This window comes from Mucilaginibacter mali (assembly GCF_013283875.1).
In the GTDB taxonomy this organism is placed as follows: Bacteria; Bacteroidota; Bacteroidia; order Sphingobacteriales; family Sphingobacteriaceae; genus Mucilaginibacter; species Mucilaginibacter mali.
In genome coordinates, this window is record NZ_CP054139.1 from 2,169,593 (window position 1) to 2,190,797 (window position 21,205).

At 43.8% G+C, this 21,205-nt stretch carries 18 protein-coding genes; 7 read left to right on the top strand and 11 right to left on the bottom strand.

Going from position 1 to position 21,205, the window contains the following annotated elements; genetic code table 11:
• Positions 1–47: 47 nt before the first annotated feature.
• Positions 48–1,643, top strand: a complete 1,596-nt coding sequence (locus HQ865_RS09135; RefSeq protein ID WP_173414602.1) for an ABC transporter ATP-binding protein — start codon at positions 48–50, stop codon at positions 1,641–1,643.
• The gene (locus HQ865_RS09140; protein WP_173414603.1) at positions 1,643–2,761 is read left to right on the top strand and encodes a glycosyltransferase; all 1,119 of its coding nucleotides are present in this window, start codon (positions 1,643–1,645) and stop codon (positions 2,759–2,761) included. Before HQ865_RS09135 ends, HQ865_RS09140 begins: the two co-directional genes overlap by 1 nt.
• On the opposite strand, the gene HQ865_RS09145 is transcribed toward HQ865_RS09140, so the two are convergent.
• The 6 genes from HQ865_RS09145 to HQ865_RS09170 are packed head-to-tail and all read right to left on the bottom strand — an operon-like array spanning position 2,689 to position 8,578.
• Positions 2,689–3,795, bottom strand: a complete 1,107-nt coding sequence (locus tag HQ865_RS09145; RefSeq protein ID WP_173414604.1) for a glycosyltransferase family 4 protein — start codon at positions 3,793–3,795, stop codon at positions 2,689–2,691. The two genes, HQ865_RS09140 and HQ865_RS09145, sit on opposite strands and share 73 nt — an antisense overlap.
• Before the next feature lie 11 nt (positions 3,796–3,806).
• Positions 3,807–4,721 (bottom strand): hypothetical protein, encoded by a 915-nt coding sequence (locus HQ865_RS09150; RefSeq protein ID WP_173414605.1) that lies wholly within the window; start codon positions 4,719–4,721, stop codon positions 3,807–3,809.
• 16 nt (positions 4,722–4,737) lie between these two features.
• Entirely contained in the window at positions 4,738–5,682 is a 945-nt protein-coding gene (locus HQ865_RS09155; RefSeq protein ID WP_173414606.1) for a GNAT family N-acetyltransferase, read from the bottom strand.
• Complete coding sequence (locus tag HQ865_RS09160) at positions 5,675–6,682, bottom strand: polysaccharide deacetylase family protein (RefSeq protein ID WP_173414607.1); 1,008 nt, start codon at positions 6,680–6,682, stop codon at positions 5,675–5,677. Before HQ865_RS09160 ends, HQ865_RS09155 begins: the two co-directional genes overlap by 8 nt.
• 4 nt (positions 6,683–6,686) lie before the next feature.
• Positions 6,687–7,838: an amidohydrolase family protein gene (locus HQ865_RS09165; protein ID WP_173414608.1), complete on the bottom strand. Its 1,152-nt coding sequence runs from the start codon at positions 7,836–7,838 to the stop codon at positions 6,687–6,689.
• Complete coding sequence (locus HQ865_RS09170) at positions 7,835–8,578, bottom strand: class I SAM-dependent methyltransferase (RefSeq protein WP_173414609.1); 744 nt, start codon at positions 8,576–8,578, stop codon at positions 7,835–7,837. The genes HQ865_RS09165 and HQ865_RS09170 overlap by 4 nt, the downstream gene beginning before the upstream one ends.
• A 142-nt stretch (positions 8,579–8,720) precedes the next feature.
• On the opposite strand from HQ865_RS09170, the gene HQ865_RS09175 reads away from it, so the two are divergent.
• Genes HQ865_RS09175 through HQ865_RS09190 form a run of 4 tightly spaced genes read left to right on the top strand, consistent with a single transcriptional unit; the run spans position 8,721 to position 13,578 of the window.
• Positions 8,721–10,220: a B12-binding domain-containing radical SAM protein gene (locus HQ865_RS09175; RefSeq protein WP_173414610.1), complete on the top strand. Its 1,500-nt coding sequence runs from the start codon at positions 8,721–8,723 to the stop codon at positions 10,218–10,220.
• Between the two features lie 11 nt (positions 10,221–10,231).
• Complete coding sequence (locus HQ865_RS09180) at positions 10,232–11,287, top strand: radical SAM protein (protein ID WP_173414611.1); 1,056 nt, start codon at positions 10,232–10,234, stop codon at positions 11,285–11,287.
• A 6-nt stretch (positions 11,288–11,293) separates the two neighbouring features.
• Positions 11,294–12,766 carry a B12-binding domain-containing radical SAM protein gene (locus HQ865_RS09185; protein WP_237073782.1) on the top strand — a complete coding sequence of 491 codons (1,473 nt, stop codon included), beginning with the start codon at positions 11,294–11,296 and terminating at the stop codon, positions 12,764–12,766.
• The gene (locus HQ865_RS09190) at positions 12,760–13,578 is read left to right on the top strand and encodes an SAM-dependent methyltransferase (protein ID WP_173414612.1); all 819 of its coding nucleotides are present in this window, start codon (positions 12,760–12,762) and stop codon (positions 13,576–13,578) included. The genes HQ865_RS09185 and HQ865_RS09190 overlap by 7 nt, the downstream gene beginning before the upstream one ends.
• Positions 13,579–13,581: 3 nt before the next feature.
• Here HQ865_RS09190 and HQ865_RS09195 read toward each other — a convergent pair whose 3' ends face one another.
• The 5 genes from HQ865_RS09195 to HQ865_RS09215 form a co-directional block, all read right to left on the bottom strand.
• Positions 13,582–14,502, bottom strand: a complete 921-nt coding sequence (locus HQ865_RS09195) for a hypothetical protein (protein WP_173414613.1) — start codon at positions 14,500–14,502, stop codon at positions 13,582–13,584.
• A gap of 114 nt (positions 14,503–14,616) precedes the next feature.
• On the bottom strand, positions 14,617–15,879 hold the full coding sequence (locus HQ865_RS09200) for an O-antigen ligase family protein (protein WP_173414614.1): 1,263 nt from the start codon (positions 15,877–15,879) through the stop codon (positions 14,617–14,619).
• Positions 15,857–16,975, bottom strand: coding sequence for a glycosyltransferase family 4 protein (locus HQ865_RS09205; RefSeq protein ID WP_173414615.1), 1,119 nt, complete (start codon positions 16,973–16,975; stop codon positions 15,857–15,859). The genes HQ865_RS09200 and HQ865_RS09205 overlap by 23 nt, the downstream gene beginning before the upstream one ends.
• Positions 16,972–17,937, bottom strand: a complete 966-nt coding sequence (locus tag HQ865_RS09210) for a glycosyltransferase family 2 protein (RefSeq protein ID WP_173414616.1) — start codon at positions 17,935–17,937, stop codon at positions 16,972–16,974. Before HQ865_RS09210 ends, HQ865_RS09205 begins: the two co-directional genes overlap by 4 nt.
• The gene (locus HQ865_RS09215; protein ID WP_173414617.1) at positions 17,927–19,591 is read right to left on the bottom strand and encodes a hypothetical protein; all 1,665 of its coding nucleotides are present in this window, start codon (positions 19,589–19,591) and stop codon (positions 17,927–17,929) included. The genes HQ865_RS09210 and HQ865_RS09215 overlap by 11 nt, the downstream gene beginning before the upstream one ends.
• Before the next feature lie 199 nt (positions 19,592–19,790).
• Here HQ865_RS09215 and HQ865_RS09220 point away from each other — a divergent pair, with 199 nt between their 5' ends.
• The gene (locus tag HQ865_RS09220) at positions 19,791–21,203 is read left to right on the top strand and encodes an oligosaccharide flippase family protein (RefSeq protein WP_173414618.1); all 1,413 of its coding nucleotides are present in this window, start codon (positions 19,791–19,793) and stop codon (positions 21,201–21,203) included.
• The last annotated feature ends 2 nt before the right edge of the window (positions 21,204–21,205 follow it).

Consider the following 21,205-nt stretch of genomic DNA (forward strand, 5'->3'; position numbering starts at 1 on the left):
GGCTATTTAGTATACTCACCAAAACGGAGCGGAGGCAATTATTTGCAATGGCCGGCCTCGACCTGCTGATGAGTTTGGCCGATGTGGCCTTTTTAGCCGCGTTGCTGTTTATCATCCGTGTTTATACCGGTGGCAATACGGTGGGAAGTAGCTTTGCGAATTATGCGGAGCTTATCATCCAAAAACCAGTAATGCTAACCGGCGCCTTTCTTGTGCTGTACACGTTTAAAAACATTGCAGGGGTATGGATATTAAAATGCCAGCATAATTACGTGTTTAGGGTATCGTCAAGGTTATCTGAAAAAAATATAAATAACTATTTTAATGGCAGTTATGCAGATTATGTGCATACGGATTCCTCCATCCGCGCAAGGCATATCAGCAATGTGCCAATAGAGTTTAGTAGCTATGTTTTAACTAACCTGCAGCAGATCATCGCGCAGGGGATGCTCATTATTTTTACCGTTTCGGCCATCTTATTATATCACCCGGTGCTGTTTGTATTATTGCTGCTATTGTTATTGCCACCTGTAATTTTATTAGGCTGGTTTAGTCGCGGACAGCTTAAAAAGGTACGTGTACAGATCAAGCAAAGCAGCGCAAAGGCGTTGCAATACCTGCACGAATCACTGGCTGGTTATGTAGAGGGGAATGTTTATCATGCATCAGGCTTCTTCATCAAACGCTATCTTCAGCATCAGCAACAGCTTAATCAAAACATCGCTACCCAGCAAACTTTGCAGGGTTCATCGTCGCGGTTTATAGAAGTGTTTGCCCTTCTGGGCTTTTTTATCCTGGTGGTGATCAACAGTTATTTTAGCGGAAGGGATACTATTGATGTACTAACCATCGGTGTGTTTATGGCTGCGGCTTACAAGATCATCCCCGGTGCGGTGCGCATACTGAACAGCGTTACACAGATGAAAACGTATAGCTTCATTTTGGATGACCTTGCAAATGAAGCTTTACCAAAGGAAAATGTAACGACATCAGGGAGGAGTTCCGGAATAAACAATATCCGCTTTGATAATATTAGCTTTAAATTTAAGGACCATAATGTGGTGGATAACCTAAGCTTCGGGTTGCAACCCGGCGATATTGCCGGGATATCTGGTGTATCCGGTCGCGGTAAAACAACTATTATTAATTTATTGCTGGGATTTTTGCAGCAGGATAGTGGTTTGATATTTATAAATAACGAAATTAGTGATATCGCGTATCGTAAAACCTACTGGCAAAGGATAGCGTATGTAAAGCAACAAGCTTTTTTTATTAATGATACCATCCTGAAGAACATTACTTTAACAGAAGATGGTTTTGATAAAGCAAGGCTGGATAAGGCTTTGCAGATAAGTGGTTTGGATGTGCTTTTAAATACATTCCCTGAGGGAATAGATAAATTAATAAAAGAGCACGGTAAGAACATCAGCGGGGGACAACGACAGCGGGTTGCACTGGCACGTGCGCTGTACCATGATCACGATCTGCTGATACTTGACGAGCCATTTAGCGAACTGGACGAGGATGCTGAGCGGGAAATATTGACCCGTTTAGGCAGCGATAATACTAAGGGTATAATGGTGCTTTTAATAACGCATAACAAAGCAAGTTTGTGCTTTTGCAATAAAATTATTTTAGCCTGATGAACGCTAAACCTAAAACATTGGTAATATTAAGTCCGGGGTTCCCTAAGGATGAGGGGGATACCACGTGCCTGCCATTACAACAGGTCTTGCTGAAAACCATCAAGCAAAACCACCCCGAACTGGAATTGCTGATCATCGCCTTTCAATACCCTTTTAAAAAGCGAAATTATAGCTGGCACGGCATCCCGGTGATGGCATTTGGCGGCAGGGGCAGGGGCAATGTGTTACGTGCTTATAATTGGGCTAAGATTTGGGCGGCGCTGACTGGTATCAATAAAAAAAGAAATATACAGGGAATCCTGAGTTTTTGGCTGGGCGAATGTGCCTTTATTGGCGAACGCTTTGCACAAACACATCATCTGAAACATTATTGCTGGATATTGGGCCAGGATGCCAAACCAACTAACCGTTATTATCAACTAGCCCGCCTGCATGGCGAATCGATGCTGGCCTTATCTGACTTTATAGCCTCAAGCATATACATTAACTATGGGATGATGCCGAAGCATATTGTCCCCGGTGGACTGGATACCACTATGTTTGCTAACGGAAATTCAGAACGCGATATCGATATTTTAGCAGCAGGATCGCTGATCACGCTGAAGCAATACCATTTGTTTATAGAAGTGGTTTGCCGTTTAAGGCGGCAGAACCCCAATATTAAAGCTGTTTTATGCGGCGAGGGGCCGGATAGAACGCGCTTGACAAGCATGATCAAACGGTTAAAAATGGACGAGCACATTACGCTTGCAGGCGAATTGCCGCATGCAGATGTGCTCAAACAAATGCAGCGTTCGAAGATTTTCCTGCATACTTCAAGTTACGAGGGATTGGGCATGGTTTGCCTGGAAGCATTGTATGCAGGTGCGAAGGTGATCAGCTTCGTGAAACCGATGGACGCTGAAATTGCCAACTGGCACATCGCCGATAGTACTTTAACCATGGCCAATATAGCCCATGATATACTAAAGGATACCAGTACCATTTATTCGCCTATGCTTGTTTATGATATTAACGATATCGCCAGGCGGATAGCCGACCTTTATGCGGTTAGTCCTTCTACTATCGCTTTAAAGCGCGTTGTAATGGCTTTAAATGAAAGTGTGGCGTTGTAATGAGTTAAAACCTCGGCCCGCTTTTGTTGCACATCTATTTGCCTGCTTTTTTGCAGGGCGCAGAACAACGCATCCTCCTTACCGGCTTCATACAATATCCCGCAGTTTCCATTATCGGTTATCATCCTGAAAGATGGAATATCGGTTATTACAGGGATGCATCCACATGACATGGCCTCGCAAACCGCCGCGCCGCCGCTTTCGTAATGTGAAGTGGAGATAATAAAATCGGCGCTGTTGAACCAGTATAATAATTCGTTGTGAGGTACTTTACCTATCAGTATGATGTTTTTCCTACAGTGCAGAGCGGCATCAAGCAGTTGCTTAATGGCAGGCAACAGATTATTGGTTTGGTAGATAAGGTACAATTTAGCCGCAGGGTGTATCTCCAGATAGCGTAAAAATGATTTGATGGCCATTAAGGGATCTTTATTGCTATCGAGGTTACCTATCCACAAATACGAGGGTTGCCCGTTTACTCCTGTTTTTGATAGAGCCGCCTGCCGGTTAACCGGCGCGAATACTGACGAAACCGGCATTAATTCGTGAATTTTATCAGCCCGGCTGATATTGCCGCTGCTCTGCCACTCATCGCCCATTTGTTTCGATGCGAACAGGTAGGCATTTATGCTTTTGTCGGATACCCTGTTGATATATTTTTTTATTCCGTTGCCCGGCCGTTCGGCACGATGTTGTATGATGATCCTTACTTTTTTTCCCAATATCAGTCGCAGTTGCATAATTTCCAGCGGATGCTGCAAACCGTTGATGATAACAACATCGGGCTTTAGCTTTTTTACATATTTGTGTATCCGGTAGGGGAAATGGGTTTTCTCGCGGTTGAGGTTTACAAAACGGTAATTTACGTCCTTGTGAACGTATTCGCCAACATAATCAATTTGCTTAATGTAATAAACAGTATCGGTCTCGGACAGACATTCAGGCATACCGGCATAAGGCGCTATCCGGTTGATCCAGCTTTGCGGGGTATCAAAGCCGGGCGAGTAGTAATAGCCGAGGAAAACGTAAATCATCGCTGTGTGTTTTAAAATAGCCCCTCCATGCTTTTGTAATTACCCTGTTGCGCCTGCAAAAAGCCTACATGATACAGCGATGCCGGGTTTTGCCTGATCACTCTTTTATTTACCACTTTGCCAAGCAGCAGCATGTGGTATCCCATTTTTTGATGATGAACGATCTCTACCTCCTTATACCAACCCGAAAATTCGGGCACCGGGAAACCGAACATCTCGCTGTTAGATACACCAAAGCTTAGTTGGCCTACAGGCGTAGGCACCTTGCTGGAGTGCTTGCCCAGGTTATAAACTGTATCGATATCTACGTTACTGGTATCGCAGATAACCACTTTTTTTGCTTCAAGTATTTTATCAAGCGTGATGTTAGTGGTACGCAACCCAAGCAGGTATAATCCCTCGGCTTCGATATAACTATGGATATCCATCGGGAAGATATTGCAATAATCGGCATCGCGGTACGATACAATGATAATGCTGCGTGGGTAAGAATATAATGCGCTGATCACTTCGCGGTGATGGTAGGTATTGTTCTTCGCCCGCAGTAAATAGCCGAAGAATACCAGGCGATGCAGTATGCTTAGCTGATAATTGCCGACTTTTAGAATCTTATAAAGCAATAAAACCCCGTGCTCCGTCTGTATCTGTTCAATTAATGAGACCCAGATGCGTGCATTAAGCGTATCCTCATTTATAAATTCAATTTTGGAAAATTGGAGATCGGCCATATCCGCCTGTTTTTGCGGCAACCAAACGGCCATGCAAAACGGGGCCAGGCAGATCATCCCATGCTGGCGGGTGATATCGAAACTGTAAGGGCCGCTTGTCAGCATCACCCGCTCGGCAATCTCATCTGCCTGCAAACGGGTGATCATAAAGGCCTGTATCTTGCCGGCACGTTTAAAAAAAAGGTTCTTGATCAGCATGGCACAGGTGTTTATTTTAAAATGTATCGATATCAGCCGCGGTAAATTTTATGCGGTTAAGTGGAAGCCGCTCGCCCGTTTCCTTAAAAATTACCTGGAACGAGGGCGCCGACCAGTAACGCTCGTTAAAAAGACCGTGTAGTTTTGTGCCCGGGCTCGATTGAAATATTACCTGCTTAACCCCAAGCCGGCGTGCCAGTTGCAACACAGTATGCATTACCCTGCTGAAATTATTAGTAGCGAGGCATATATCGCCTATAATAAGCCCATTGCTTATCTTTAACCAAACCAGTGCGTGTTTGGCCCTTATCACCACGGTAGGGCTGTATGTTTTATAACGAAAATGATCATCAGTTCGATAAACCCCGTCAAAGCCCTCATTTAGCGCTGAGTTATTTATGCCCTGCTGGGCAACGCTATATTTCTTGAGGATTTTATTGGCGTAAGCCGTGTACAGATGTCGCAACATGGGCAACTTTTTAAGCTTGTGCTCCCAATTATAACGATGGACGGGGATCACAAAGCAGTCCATGGTATCGGCAACCTGCCATCCCAACTTATCAACATAACCAGGCAGCGCATTTTGGTTGGGGAAGCCAAAAACGGTATGTATCCCGTTCTCGCGGCATAGTTCTACAGTTAAGCTGGCCAATTTTAAAAACAACCCCCGCCCCCGGTGATCCGGATGGGTCATAGCATCGGCAGCCTGGGCTGTTGATATTTTTTTATTGCCATGCTGCAACAGGCAGGGGAGCGCGCCATAAAACGCAACCGGCAAACCATCCTGGTTATAAGCGATGTAACCCATATACTTTATGCCCATATAGGCCGTATTGTACTTGCCCCTAAAAAACGCAATACTTTGTTCACGATGATACACTGCTTTGAACAGGCGGCAAACATCCCCAATGTCATCAGGCGATAGGCGCTTTATATTATATATATCGATGGGCTTACTCATATCGCCTGTTTACTGTGGCATGCATTTGATTATTGACAGATATAAACGGATTTATCACAAAGCGCTCATGCATGGCAGGGTTTTCTTTATCCTGTTCAAACAGAGAGTCGAGTAGCAGTAGTTTATCGTATCCTGCATTTATACACGTATTAACAACATCGGGATCATAGCTTCCATAAGGAAAAGCAAAACTATCAACTGATTTTTGTATGATGTTTTCGAGATAGGTTTTTGATTGTTTTATCTCGATAATTGATTTTTCTAAACTAATATTAGCCAAGTCGTTATGATAATATCCATGTGAGCCGATGGTAACATATGGTGATGCGGACATCTGCTTTATCTGTTCCTCTGTCATTTGCAGCCAGTAGTCTTCATCCTTTGCGTTCTCCCGGAACGGCGCCAGCGGGTATAATTCTCCCATCACAACTACCTTTTGCTCAAAACCAACCTTACGCAGACTATCGGCCAGTCTTATACCAGTGTTGGTGTCATAATAACGATTAACCCTATCCTTAACAAACACCCCATCTTTTATGCCGATTCGTGCCGGGCCATATTTGCTGACGATGCTTAAGAAATCGTTCCACAAAATGTCATACCCGGCCTGCCGGATGGCTGTTATAAAGAATGTAGCCGGTACCCGGTACTTTTCAAGCAAAGGCAAAACGTATTTGTAGTTATTGGCAAAGCCATCATCAAAAGTGAGGCAGACATTGAATTTATCCGGGTGGAATTTCTGATCGTAATAATCCTGCAGTGATAAGATATGGAAATGCTTTGTATAATATTGCAGGTGCCGTTCAAAGGTTTTCAGCGTTAAAAAGAGGGTGTTGAACCGGGTATGATCATCCAAACAGATACCGTGATACGTGAGGATGCGGCTACCCTTAACACCTTGATAAAAACCTGCATCCAAACCCATACCATGCCTGATATCCCGGTACAGGTGTACGGCATTTCGGCGTACTTTGGTTTGGATCTTCTGCGCTAAATTCATTTAATTAATTATGACAGGTGCAATGCACAGGGAACTGTGCATCAGTATAGTATCGCTTAATATCGGCCATTAGTTTAGGCAGGTCGCCATATACATATTTGTATACGCCACCAATCCTTATCTTGCTGAAATTTTGCTTCGGCAGTTGATTCAACTGGCTGTATAATATCTCATCGAATAAGCGGATATTACCTTTATGGATTACCAAAAGTATATCTGCAGGACCTATAGACAGCAGGTTTTCTATCGTATTCGGTGCGCCTTTCAGGCGGGCTACAACTATATCGGCGTCCCGGCCGGAGGCGATGATCCCGGCATTCAATTCCCATGTCTTTGCCGCACTGATAGTAAGGTCATTATACAACTCCTGATCATCTAAATATCCTGCTTTACGGGCTGTGCGGATATGCTCCCAGATATTCCAATCGCCGGTAAGCGTCGAATCGGTACCAAAAAGCACCTGTGTATAATTCTTCAACCGGTTAACAGGGGCAGTTACACCCAGCATAAAGTAATTAGTTTGCGGGCACCATACCAATGCCTTAAACTCCTTAGCCTGCCTCGGGGTCATGGCTACGCCGTGAACGCCGATCATTTCACGGTGCAGTAAGTTCCAGTTTATTAATTGGTCTATCTCCGTTTCGGCGGCTTTATCAATGCCTTCACCGGTATGGATCACTACAGGCATGTTCTTCCTCAGCGGGTTATTTAACCGGCGCTTCCACTGCTTTTCAAACTGTACCGAATGTAGCGACTGACAATTATCTAAAATGGTAACAGGGGAGTTGCTGATGGGCAATTGCTCACCGTGGTTCACCACTGTGGTTACTCCGCACAGCAGGTTTTTGTACACGCCCCATTGCGTGCGCAGGTTTTGCGGTACGTTTAAAACGGCGGCAATTTCCTGCGGATATTTTTTATGGATATAGTTGCCCCACTCGGTATAGTTTTGATATTGGCGGTCACCCAGTTGGGAGAAAAGGTTAAAATCCAAATGATCGTGCGAGTTGATCAGTCCCGGGAAGATCACAGCATCGTTAAAAACAAGCTGCGTATTATCGTCATGCACATCGGTAGCATCAACAATAAGCCCCCCGCTGATATGGATATCAACCTCCTCATTACTGCCAACCCGGTACACATTGCTCAGTTTCATGCCTTTTGTTTAAAATGCAGGCCATAAATAATAGGCATCCCCTTAAATTTCTCATACACGTGCAGTGCGTTCTGGCTTTCATAATAATGCTTCAGGGTCTCGTCGATAATGATCTGCTGCTCGCTCACTACTTCCCAATCTTTAAGACTCATAATAGCCTTTATGCTGGCCAGCTGATGCACAAAATTACGTACCGCGATATGGCTGCCGTTATGTTTAAACGTGCGCTGCCCGCCCATATCCAGGGCTTGCGGATGGAAATCGGTGATCAGGATATCGCCGTTATTTTTCACTATCCGGCACCAGTTTAACAGACTGTTTTCTAAGTTTTTAATATGTGCTACCGTAAGTGTAGATACAATGATATCGAAGTTATCGGTTGGGATATTCAGCAGCGAATCGTTAGTTACCAGTTCGGTATCGGCCTGTGGAAATTTTTCCTTTAAACGGTTCAGCATCCCGGCCGATACATCAAAGCCGGTAATATGTGCCGGTTGCCATTGCAGCATCTTTTGCCAATGCCGCCCTGTACCACAACCAATATCGGCCACGCGTTTATCCTTGATATCGATAGCTGATAACAGCCTGCGGAAGACCACCTCATCCAGGTCAAGCATCAGGTTGCCCGGCTGGTTATCATAATTAACCGACCAAATATCGTAAGCTGGCCCCGCCTCAGTTTCGGGGATGCGGGTGCGTTGCAGGCCTTTGGGCAGATACTTTTTTAGTTCCTGTAGCATGGGCGTTTTATTGGTGGTTTTAATAAAGGATACGGGCTGTAAAATATAATGGTTGCTTAGGTAGTTTTATTTGATACAAAGGCAACCCGCAGGCGTCAACGGGCGTAATTATTATCAGAAACATTGCTGAGAGAACAGATATATGAACAAGGTCTTGCTTTTTAACCCCCGCAGTGCCAACAACAAATACCGCATACCCAATTCTATATTAAACATCGCTGCATCGGTAGATGGAAAGTATGATTGGGTGATTGTTGATGGTAACTGCGAACACGATCCTTTAGCTAAAATATTATCCTACCTTGATACGGGCGAATTCCGCTATCTCGGCTTTTCGGTAATGCCCGGACCACAGTTGCGCCAGGCTATCCCCATATCTAAAGCAATTAAAGAAAAGCATCCCAACACTACCATGGTATGGGGCGGCTATTTTCCGTCGAATCACGCTAAGGTAGTGCTCGATTCTGGTTACGTAGACTTCATTATTAATGGCCCCGGCGATAACGCGTTCCCTAACCTATTGGATGCGCTGGAGCAGTTTAAACCATACGAGTTCATCAAAAACCTGATCTACAAAGCCGATGGCAAGATCACCAAAACTATTAAAGAAGACCTGATCGACCAGGACAGCCTGCCATCTTTACCTTACGATAAGCTGAATAGTTTTTACCCGATCCCCAAGTTTTTGGGCAAAACCTATTTAGGCGAGAAAACTTTAGCTTATCACTCCAGTATCGGTTGCCCGTTCACCTGTTCTTTTTGTGCGGTAGTACCCATTTACGAAGCACGGTGGAAAGCCAAATCGGCCCAATCGGTTTATAACGATGTAAAGTATATTAAAGACAAATGGGGTGCCGATGCGATAGAGTTTCACGACAATAACTTCTTTGTATCCGAAAAGCGAGCAGTTGATTTCGCCAGATTGATCACTCCCGAAAAAATGACCTGGTGGGGCATGGCCCGTATTGATACGATGGATAAATTTAAGGATTCATCGCTGGCGGCAATTCGTGAATCGGGCTGCAAGATGATCTTTTTCGGGGCCGAAAGTGGCAACAACGCCGTGTTGGAACAAATGGATAAAGGCGGTACCCAAACGGGTGAGCAGATCATTCGTTTTGCAGAGCGAATGAAGAAATTTGATATCGTTCCCGAATATTCGTTTGTATTAGGTACCCCTGCACCAACACAAGAACAGGTTGAAGCACAGATAGATTTCGAGATCGACTTTATTAAAAAGGTGAAGCAGGTAAACCCAATGACCGAGATCATCATTTACACCTATAGCCCGGTACCAACCGAGGGTTCTACGATGTATGAAGAGGTAAAAGCCGCGGGCTTCGCCTTTCCGCAAACATTAGAGGATTGGATCAGCCCGGCGTGGGAAAGCTTCGATCTTCGCAAGAACCCGCTAACCCCATGGTTAACGCCGGAAATGATAAACAAGATCCGAAACTTTGAAACGGTGTTGAACGGATTGTATCCAACAGTTACCGATATCCGCCTGAATAGCCTGAAACGCAGGGCCATCAAACTGGTAGCCGGCTTACGCTACAAAATAGATCTGTACAAATATCCGTACGAAATAAAACTACTGCAAAAGGTATGGCGATACCGGCAACCTGAAATTCAAGGATTTTAACACCTGTTGTGATGCAGATACCCTCATTATATCACACCTGGAAGCGTTACCGCACGCTGCAAACGCATAAGATAACTGCCTTGCCTATTGTTATCCTGATGCCGCACAGTGCCTGCAATTGCCGATGCGTAATGTGCGATATATGGAAAGATAACCGCAACCTGAAGCAGTTGACTGAAGACGATATTAAGGGTCTGTTAGGATCGTTACAGGAACTGGATACGCGGCAGGTGCTCATGTCGGGCGGAGAGGCGCTGCTAAATCCCAACTTTTTTGCCCTTTGCAATATCTTAAAGAAACAGGGTATTAAGGTAACGCTGCTTTCCACTGGTTTATCCTTAGAGCGAAATACAGTAAACCTGCTGAACCTGGTTGACGATCTGATTGTATCGCTGGATGGTGATGAAGCGATGCACGACGCGATACGTGGTATACCACAAGCCTTCAGTAGGTTAAGAGGTGGGGTAATGCATCTTAAATCCATCCGGCCAAAATATCGTATTACGGCACGGACTGTTATTCACCGAATCAATTTCAGAAACTGGCTGTCGATTATCAGGGATGCCAAAGCGATGGGTTTGGATCAGATCAGTTTTTTACCTGCCGATGTAAGCAGTCATGCCTTCAACCGACAAACTGCCTGGAACGAACCAAAGCAGCATGAAGTATTGCTGAGCGAAGCGGACCTGCCCGAATTACAGGCGGTGATCAACCAATTATTAATTGAACATAAAGATGATTTCAGGAACGGTTTTATCGCCGAATCGCCACTGAAGATACAAGCCATATATGATTACTATGCAGCATATTATGAATTAAATCCGTTTCCATATAAAAAATGCAACGCGCCCTGGGTGTCAACCGTTGTGGAGGCGGATGGCAGTGTGCGGCCCTGCTTTTTTTTAGATACTATTGGCAATATCCACCAGGATAATTTAACCGATATTTTAAACAGTGAACAGGCCATTAACTTCAGGAAGGGTTTGGATATGGGTAAAAATCCCACCTGCGTTAAATGCGTCTGCTCGTTAAATCTACCGCCCCGGATGAACCCCGCGGCTAACTAACATAAATTGGAATACCGAAGCAACATATTATTCTGCCACTCGTACTTTATGCGGTTCGACCCGAAGCAATGGGCTATCGGCAAGCCGTACCCGCCTTTAGGCACCATACAGGCTGCCGCACTGATGCGGCAGCAAGGCTATGAGGTGGCGCTGTTCGATACGATGTTTTCCACAGATGCCGATGAGGTTATTGAAATATTGGATGAGCAACAGCCCCGGTTTTTCGTGGTGTATGATGACGGCTTCAACTACCTCACCAAAATGTGCCTTACCAATATGCGCGAGGCTGCATTTAAAATGTGCCAACTGGCAAAGGAGCGAGGCTGTACGGTTATTGTTTCCAGTTCGGATAGCACCGACCGTTACCGGGAGTATTTGGAACAGGGTGCTGATTTTGTCATTATTGGCGAAGCTGAGCAAACATTGCTGGAGTTAGTTGATACAATCACTTCAAATCAATCAAATCTATACGACATAATCGGCATTGCTTATTTAGTGGATGGCAAGCCGGTTAAAACCCACCCGCGGCCAGTTATGAAGGATTTGGATAGCCTGCCTTTACCAGCCTGGGATTTAATTGATATGGAACAATACCGGCAAATCTGGATGAACAGTACCGGTTATTTTTCATTAAATATGGGCACCACGCGTGGTTGTCCGTTTAAGTGCAACTGGTGCGCTAAACCCATTTACGGTAGTCGATATAATTCGCGCGGGGTGGAGCATGTGATAGCTGAACTGAAACTACTAATAAATGATTATAGTGCCGAACACATTTGGTTTTGCGATGATATCTTCGGTCTGAAGCCCGGTTGGGTGCCTGAATTTGCCGAACGGGTAAAACAGGAGGGTTTGAGGTTCAGGTTTAAGATCCAATCGCGTGCCGATTTATTATTACAGGAGGAGCAAATTACAGCATTGGCCGCAGCCGGTTGCGAAAACGTTTGGATAGGGGCTGAAAGCGGCTCGCAAAAAGTGTTGGACGCCATGGATAAGGGTACCACCATCGCACAGATCCATGAATCGACCCAATTGATGAAGAAGCACGGTATCAAGCCGTCATTCTTTATCCAGTTTGGATATCCGGGCGAAACTAAAGATGATATCGCCCTGACCATAGCCATGATCAACGAGTTACTGCCGTTCGAGATCGGTATCTCCGTATCTTATCCATTACCCGGTACCCAGTTTTACGAACGTGTAAAAGCCGATCTGAAAGCCAAAACCAACTGGACTGATTCAGACGAGATGGCACTGATGTTCAGCAATACCTTTTCGCCATCGTACTATAAACAATTGCACCGCTATGTGCATAGCAATTATCATCAGCATTTAGCTAAGAACAGCTTCGCACAAATAATGGCTAAGCCGCTTAAAGCTGATCTCAAACGGATAAAGAAAGCACTGTCTATTCTCTATTACACACCGGTTACCTTAATAGAGGGCTACCGTCTTAAGCAAACTGAAAAGGCATGGTAGGCGATCAACTTACATCCGAAGAACTGGCCGGCGATGCCTTCAACAGGCAGTCGGTTATTTTTGATACGCTGTACGGTGCCAATACTATTATTAGTTATAAGCGCGGCCGTGTACGACAGCATATAGCAGCCTATTTAAAGCCCAACAGTTATATTCTTGAATTAAACAGCGGCACAGGTGAAGACGCTATGTTTTTTGCCACACAAGGCCATACGGTACACGCCACCGATATTTCCACCGGCATGCAGGAGGTGTTACAACAAAAGGTAAATAGTGCTGGCTTAAATACGCAGATAAGTAATGAGTTATGCTCATTCACTAATCTCGTTAATCTGGAAAGTAAAGGACCTTACGATGCTATTTTCTCAAACTTTGGTGGCTTGAATTGCACCGGGGAGTTAGATAAGGTGTTATCTTCCTTGTCGCCTTTGCTGAAATCAGGAGGCACGGTTACGATGGTTATCATCCCAAGCTTCTGCTTGTGGGAAACATTGCTGGCATTTAAAGGTAAATTCCGCACGGCTACCCGGCGCTTTTTTAGTCGCAACGGCCGTATCGCACATATCGAAGGGCAGTATTTTAAATGCTTTTATTATAGCCCGCAGTATGTGATCAATCAAACCAAAGCAGATTTTGTGCATCTCAATACTGAAGGATTGTGCACCATTGTGCCACCATCGTACATTGAAGGGTTTGCAGAAAAACATCCTAAAAAATATCAATGGTTAAAAAAGTGGGAGGGCAGGTTAAAAGGCACCTGGCCCTGGAAACATATCGGCGATTACTTCATCATCACCCTGCAAAAGCGATAGGTTTTAATATACCATGCTACTCTCCCTGCTTTGGAAGAGGCGGGCCACTTTCTCGTGGTAACGATTCATTAGTTTATCCTGAAACTCTACCGGATCGGGTTTGGCACAATGCTGGCCGGCGCTCATACTGAGTATTACGCCGTGCATGTTCAGGCGTTTTTCAACGGTTTTTTTGCCCCAGCGTTTACAGGTGATCTTCATTAAGATCTTATCTATTATACTACCCAATTTATTATTAAGCAACACTTCAATAAATGCTTTTAATAAATTGTTTTTTAATGACTTAGCCGATGATAAACGCAGGTAATTATTGGGCAGATAATCTTGTGTCCAACTGTTGGCGGCAAAAAACCGCTCGAACTGGGTATCGCCTTGCAGTGGTACCAGGGTAACTACTTCGGTCGCGGTATAAATGTTTTTTTCTTTTATCTGCAGTTCGGCTTCATCCACATAATAATTCATGCAGAAATAATGTTGCTTATTCACAAGGAATGTCAACTTTTTAAAGGTATGCATAATAGTGCGGGCTATCCACAGGCGATTTTTTGCGGTAATGATGAACAGGTCAATATCCGAATCGTCATCGGCATAATTTTTTGAGAGAGAACCCGAAACGGCAATGCCTCTTACATAAGGGAAACAGATAAGTAACTCGCTTACCTTACGGGCAGTTCCCAACAGTTCGGCAGCTTTCCGGTTACCTTCTACACGGCGCCTGATCAGCGAGGTATCATTCTTTAAACTATAAAAAGTGCCAAAATTAAAGATCGACTGACTGGCTATCATGTAACGCAGGGCAACATCCAAATCCTGCTGTGTATGCTTTTGCTGCAGGAACAAAAATATTTCACCACGCGTTAAAGGATAATTAAACATATCGAAATACGCGAGGGTAGCTAAAATATTTTTGTTGATGCCAGTCAAGGTGTCAGGATATTTAATATTTGATAATGACATTCTTAGCAACGCTTTTATAACCTGTTTGCTACTATAATGACGTAGCGGATACAGCTTTGGTTGCCCTTATTACAGAATTATTTATGTAAATAAATAGTTACTTTTCGCGGCCTTTTTTATTCCACCAAAAACAAAGAATGAAAGAAAAAAACTATAGAAATAAACCCCTTTTTCAGCGTTAAGCAGACTCTCTGATAGCGATACGGTAATGATGAGCAAGGTGAATACAAAAAATAGCATATCGCGCCGCCACAGTGCTGTTCTTACCGCGTAAAACAGTGTGGCTAAGTAAATTAACAAACCAACCATTCCACTGGTTAACAAGAAAGTAAGATATTGGTTATGCGCATTAAGCCGGTTAAGGTAGGCGATGTATAGTTTATCGTGAAAGTACTTATCGCCCAAAATACTCAGTTCAGAACCGGCGCCATAACCAAATACCGGTCTTTTTTTTACCAGTTGAATGGCAGCTTCCCAGCGTACCAGGCGGGGTTCTACACTTTCGTTGGTAACCGGCTTTGAAAGATCGTTTGCCAGATCGGTCACAAAACGTTCTTTAAAACCGTTAACGCTAACCGAAGAGGCAATCACAATTAGCGATAGCACGGCAGCGGCCGCAATAAAGCGCAGGCGCTTTGCCACCGGCACCATAAAATAAGGAATTACCACGTTGATACCGATCAGCACAACTACCAGTACCGCTTTTGATCCTAATTGCACAATCCCGGCAAAAAGTAAAATAACGGCAATATATAAACCAGTTTTAAGGTATACGCTTCGTGGCTCAAATAAGCGGGTAAGCAGGTAAAATAAGGCCAGGGCAATTTGCAGCGACAAGAAAGTAGCGTGCATATTAATTGGCCCGCTGAATTTATGATTGATAAACAAATTGGAAATGATGGCACGAACCGGGAGATGGAAGTAATGAATGACATAAAAAGCACGCACGTACAAGCCGGCTATTACCAGTACACAAACCAGCGCAAACAGCGTCAGCAGCTTATCCCGATACTTATTGATATTGAGCGTTGTGAGCGCAAAAAATACCGGGAATAATAAGATCACCAGTTGGCGGGTAATATCCACTCCCGCCGTGGCTGGGTATTTGCTATAAAGGGCGCTGCTGAGGGTAATAAAAAACACGGCCTGTAGTAGCAACGTCCGAGGTGTAAACAAGGCTTTTAAGCGCGTTTTATCTAAATGAATAAGCGTATGCAGCGCAAAGCTGATGAAGGCAGCGTGGCTAAAAAACTGGTCGAAGGGGAGCGTGGCCAGCATCAGCATAATATGGTAATAACTGATACGGTTTGCCGTAGTATCATCAATTAAAAACAATGCTTTCATGTAATAAAATGCTTTGCTTTAATTGATGGGATAGTACCAGTTGATAGGCTTTCAGTGTTTCGGCAGCGGTTTTTTGCCAGGTGTAGTTGTTGGCTATTTTATGATATAAAGTGAGATCATATTCTGCCACGCCGGCCTTTTCAACGGCCTGTAAAATACTTTCAGGTGATTCCGGGTCGCAATAAAAAGCATAGTTTTCAAAGTAACTGCGGGTATCGCCCTTATCGGTTATTACAATATTGCACCCCATGGCAGCAGCTTCCAGCGTACTGAGTCCGGTAGTTTCGAACCAGCTGGGTAAGATATGCACCTTGGCTTTTTGGTAATGTTCAACCAGTTCATCCAACGGTAAATAGTCTATAAAAGTGATATTATCGGCGGCTAATTCCCGGCAGGCTTTATAATAATCAGGCTGATTGGGTGCAGGTTTGCCTACTAAAACTACTTTAAAGCGCGTATTGTTAAGTGCTTTTATTAAGTTCAACTGGTTTTTGTTGCCTTCTATACGAGCCACGCATAAAACCGTATCAGGTTCCTTAGATGTGTGCTTGTTCCGGAAAATATCCAATTCCACGCCATTGGGTATTACCCGGTAATCTCCCGTTTTACCGTACCGGCTAACTAATCTATCGTACTCAGATGCTGAGTTTGGCAGCAGCATTGCCGCGCCATCCAGTAACTCCCTGATGCTTCGGCGCTGTCCCTTCCATATAAATTGCAGGCTGGCTAAATGATCCTTACCTAATATGCAACGGGCCATGGTTTTGATATATTCTACAGCATCGGCCGAAAAGAACCTTAGTAAGCGACCCAATCCACGGCGATGGTGCTGGTCATATTCGCTCTGGTCTAACAAAATAGTCGATATTACATATGGTTTGCCTGATGCTTTGGCATGGCGCAGCATATCGGCAGGGCGAGGGATATTGAAGAAATGCAAGAGGTCGTAATCGGCGTAAGCAATATTGGCGTTGGATAATTTAATATCCGCTTCTACACCAATCTTCCACAAGTAAGCAGCAGTTTTTTCTATCTGCACAGTGTCTCCACCACGACCGGTATATAAGGTACTTCGCGCTATCAGTGCTACTCTCATATTTTACCCGGGCTTAATTTGTGCAACCATAAAATAAACTTCTCGGGTAGGTAACTTGCGGTATAAAGCAGGTAATTGTCCCAACGCAAAGGATGCAGCGAGATGGCTTTGGCAATATGTTCGCGCGCCAGTTCGGGCTGGTAATTGTTCACCAGGAATTTTTTACCGCACAGGGCGTAATATGATCCTTCTTTAATTTTAGGCAGATATTGCCTGCGCCCGATGGCCTGCAACTCGTCGCCATCCGCAGCGGTAATACTGCGCTTTTTAAGCGTGCTGTATTTGATATCCCTGAATTTTTTGGTGCGCCACTTCTCATCAATGGTGATAGATCCGGGATTTAAACGCACTTTGATCAAAGGTTGCGACAGGTTACAGGCTTTATGATCTTTCAGAATGTTTACCCAAAGAAAATGATCTTCGAAAGTATAAGCATGCTCGTTATAACCGCCACTGCCAATAATGGCATCTTTTTTATAAAAAACACTGGAGTGGATAAATGGGCAAACGGTATACTTTAGCTCCTGTATTTCCTCGTTCAAATGTGCTTCGGGGTGATGCGTAAAAATAAACCGACCGGCTACATCCATATAATCTACAGCCGAACCGATAATGCTATATTCGGGGTGGGCGGTTATAAATTCGTATTGGACACGCAGGCGATCGGGGTAGCAAATGTCGTCAGCATCAAAACGGGCAATATATGGTGCCCTTGCATGTGATAAACCTGTATTCAGCGCGGCGGAAACACCTTTGTTTTCCTGGTTAATAAGCACAATGCGGCTATCACGACAAGCATAAGAATGGATAACGGACGCTGTATTATCGGTAGAACCATCGTTGATTATCAATAATTCAAAATCGGTAAAGGTTTGCTTCAATACCGAAGCTATGGCTTCGCCTATGTATGGCCCCGCGTTGTAAGCAGGCATTAAAACCGTTATTTTAGGTTCAGTTTGCATGGGCAGGGGATAGGTTATCAGTTGAATTTTCTTTAATATTTAGAAACATTAGCAGCTCAAATAATATTACAACAGATAGCTGTTCGAACCAATAATCGACAAAAAATATAGCTCCGGTCATTAGCAAAAGCGGGATGCCATAAGTGAAATATTTGATACTGCGTACAAAATAACCAATATACAATACGATAAATAAGATAAAGCCTAATATACCATATTCGCTCAGTAACTGATCGTAAACAGAGTTAGGGCTATTGGTAAGCGAATGGAGGTTTGCCCTCCTGCTAAAATAATTCAGATATACTTTTAAATGGTTGGTCAGAAACTCGTTACTGATATACGTATAGCTTGCCGGGAAACCACCAGCTATCCCCAGGTTACTTACCCTGAATGCCAGTTTAGATGAAAAATTCCCCATCCCGTCCCCCCAGATGATCTTAGCCGGCGAATGCTCTAAAAAGGTTAATGTTTGCTGCATAGCTATCAGCTTTCCCGGCTGCAATTTTACCGGTATAATTTTACCGGGTAGTTTAAGTTTATTTTCATTGGTATTAATAAAAGTCAATAATCTTTTCTGCTCGATAGTCGTATCAGCACGATTTTGAAAAGGGGCGGAATGGATGCTGGGTTTGGGTATCGATAATTCCTGCTTAGCTATCATGCTATCAGGAATGGCCATTGCCGATGTGTTTTTTGTTAAAACAAGCGGCTTCTTTTTATAATTTGCCAAACTATCCAGGTAAAGCATCGCTGTTCTTCTTTTACGCTCATCCGGATTCAATGTGCTATCGGCTCTTTGCAGCAAGGGTATCTGCGTTTGCGGCCTTATATTGGGTAATTGCTTTTGGTGGAATATTTTGCCAAATGTTTCGCCAACATAATTGCTGTTTTGCGGCGATATCTTGCCAAGAAAGATCAGCAGAAAGCCAACGCACACAATAATAATGCTCTTTTGATCCTTATCGCTATTAAATGCAAATAGCCCGCCCAATGTCAGCAGCAAAACAATATTCACAAAGTTACTGGCTGTTAATAACAAGCCTGCCATACAAAGGCATACAAGCGCAAACCGCCTGCGCAGTAAAAAATAAATTACGCCAAAGGCGTTTAAAACGGCATTAGTGGTTGAGGTATCAAACGTAAGTCCCTTAATATAATCGCCTGTGCTGATGAAGTACTTTTGATAATTGCCCTGGTAACGGTAAGGATTCAGCGCACCGGTTTCTATAACAATGGCTACTATATTGCCCAGTGTAAATAGCAGGTTAAGTACAAAAAAAATAAAAATAGTGCGGTGTAAGGTGTCAATACTACTTTGTTCTACAGATAATTTTACCTGGTGTGCAGCAAATATGCACAACGTCCAAAAGCCAATGCCGGTTAGTAGTACGGCTGTATAGTGTGTACTATGAAAATTTTTGTTGAGGATAAAAGTAGTTAAGGCCAGGGCTATTATAGCCACATAAAAAAGCGGCAAGCGCGAATTTTTAAAATGAAACCCAAAGCGGAAATTTGGTCGCACGCAGTATACAATAATAAGGGCCAGTAGCTTGATTGCCAGTTTTACATTTAAAAACAGCACCAGCAAGATCAATAATTTCCAATCGATATCACCGGTTACTTTTTTTAACTGTATAATGGCCTGTTTTATCATGTTTTGTGGAATGCAGCCCGTATTGGTCTACGTTTTTAAACAATACGCCATCATGCGGTAATAGGTTGCCTTGTTTATTGGCCTTTATAACCATAAATTATATCGCGCTGACCTTAAATCAATTGCCCGGTAATAATCTAACAGAGGCAACCTGTATAATCAAAACATTGTATTAGCTTTAACAGATAAAGCCAAAGCGTTGCCACAAAACAAATTATTCGCCAGGTTCCTTTATTCGGGTATGCAGGCCATAGCCGTGCAGGTGTTGGGCAGTTTATTCTTTTACCTGATATCGGTATATCTATCTAAGGATAACTTCGGGATGATCAGTTGGCTGAACGCTTTATCGTTGTTTTTTACTACCATATTGGGGTTTGGACTGGAGCAGGTAGTTACCCGTCGTATTGCTGCCTCAAACAGGTCTGACTGGGCCGCAGGCGCGTTTTTTATACATTCTGTGGCCGGTTTTATAATTACCCTGCTAATTTTATTGGGCCTGAAGGTTATTTTTCACGATGCTGTCTTTCAGTATCTGCCATGGTTTTTTGCCGCGCAGGGATTGATATTTACCGGCGTGCCCTTAAAGCAATTCCTAAATGCTAAGGAACGGTTTACCCCTTATGGTGTAATTGCCCTCATTAGCAACAGTTTTAAGATACTGGTGGCCTGGTACCTGCAATACAAAGGTTTATTAAATACGGGTACGGTGATTACGGTATTGATCGGATCAGCGGCATTAGAGCTGCTTTGCCTCCTGGCTTATGTCGTGCCTAAAACCACATTTAGCTTCAAATTCAATGCAAAGCCATATATTAAACTTATACGCGAATCGGCAGCACAATACATCTCGGTTATTTTTGATATGAGCCTGTCGCGTATCGATTGGATTTTGCTGGGTATCATTACCACTAATGTTGTATTGGCCGATTACAGTTTTGCTTATCGCGCTTTCGAACTGGCCCGGTTGCCTATGCTTATTATTGGGCCGATGATCTTGCCACGCTTTTCGCGACTGTTGGCTACTACTAAACGATGGGATGATTTTAAAGACTGGATCAATGATTTCAACACCGTTGAACTGTTTTTTGCCATGCTGATACCTTTAATACTCAATTTTTTATGGACGCCGGTTGTAGGATGGATCACGGGTGGTAAATATGGTCAGGGGAATTCGTTACAATTTATGCTGCTATCGTTATGCATCCCGTTGCAGTTTTTTGTCAACCTGTTGTGGACGGTTGGTTTCAGTGCTAAAAAATACAGATCGGTAACCGGTATCACCATCGCATGCGCTGTTACTAACATCGCGCTTAATTTACTTTTGATACCTATGTTTGATAGTTTGGGCGCGGCGATAGCATTCCTGGCAACTACGGCGCTGCAAGGTTTTTTATATTATCGTTTAGTGAACAGAGAAGTTGTAGCGGTTTCTATATTTCCGTTGGTGGCATTTATCTTGTTGGCAGGAATAGTTTATATTGCTGTAAACTGGCTGAGTATACATTACATCTTCCGGCTCATCATTGCTATTGCGGCATACCTGTTTATAGCTGCCGGCTGCAAACTGATCACGAAGCAGCGCATGGTTAATTTTAAAAACTTTTTGTCCTGATG

Coding starts and splice junctions, on each gene's coding strand:
- HQ865_RS09135 (WP_173414602.1), top strand. CDS start 48: ATGGCCGGCCTCGACCTGCTGATGAGTTTGGCCGATGTGGCCTTTTTA.
- HQ865_RS09140 (WP_173414603.1), top strand. CDS start 1,643: ATGAACGCTAAACCTAAAACATTGGTAATATTAAGTCCGGGGTTCCCT.
- HQ865_RS09145 (WP_173414604.1), bottom strand. CDS start 3,795: ATGATTTACGTTTTCCTCGGCTATTACTACTCGCCCGGCTTTGATACC.
- HQ865_RS09150 (WP_173414605.1), bottom strand. CDS start 4,721: ATGCTGATCAAGAACCTTTTTTTTAAACGTGCCGGCAAGATACAGGCC.
- HQ865_RS09155 (WP_173414606.1), bottom strand. CDS start 5,682: ATGAGTAAGCCCATCGATATATATAATATAAAGCGCCTATCGCCTGAT.
- HQ865_RS09160 (WP_173414607.1), bottom strand. CDS start 6,682: ATGAATTTAGCGCAGAAGATCCAAACCAAAGTACGCCGAAATGCCGTA.
- HQ865_RS09165 (WP_173414608.1), bottom strand. CDS start 7,838: ATGAAACTGAGCAATGTGTACCGGGTTGGCAGTAATGAGGAGGTTGAT.
- HQ865_RS09170 (WP_173414609.1), bottom strand. CDS start 8,578: ATGCTACAGGAACTAAAAAAGTATCTGCCCAAAGGCCTGCAACGCACC.
- HQ865_RS09175 (WP_173414610.1), top strand. CDS start 8,721: ATGAACAAGGTCTTGCTTTTTAACCCCCGCAGTGCCAACAACAAATAC.
- HQ865_RS09180 (WP_173414611.1), top strand. CDS start 10,232: ATGCAGATACCCTCATTATATCACACCTGGAAGCGTTACCGCACGCTG.
- HQ865_RS09190 (WP_173414612.1), top strand. CDS start 12,760: ATGGTAGGCGATCAACTTACATCCGAAGAACTGGCCGGCGATGCCTTC.
- HQ865_RS09200 (WP_173414614.1), bottom strand. CDS start 15,879: ATGAAAGCATTGTTTTTAATTGATGATACTACGGCAAACCGTATCAGT.
- HQ865_RS09205 (WP_173414615.1), bottom strand. CDS start 16,975: ATGAGAGTAGCACTGATAGCGCGAAGTACCTTATATACCGGTCGTGGT.
- HQ865_RS09210 (WP_173414616.1), bottom strand. CDS start 17,937: ATGCAAACTGAACCTAAAATAACGGTTTTAATGCCTGCTTACAACGCG.
- HQ865_RS09215 (WP_173414617.1), bottom strand. CDS start 19,591: ATGATAAAACAGGCCATTATACAGTTAAAAAAAGTAACCGGTGATATC.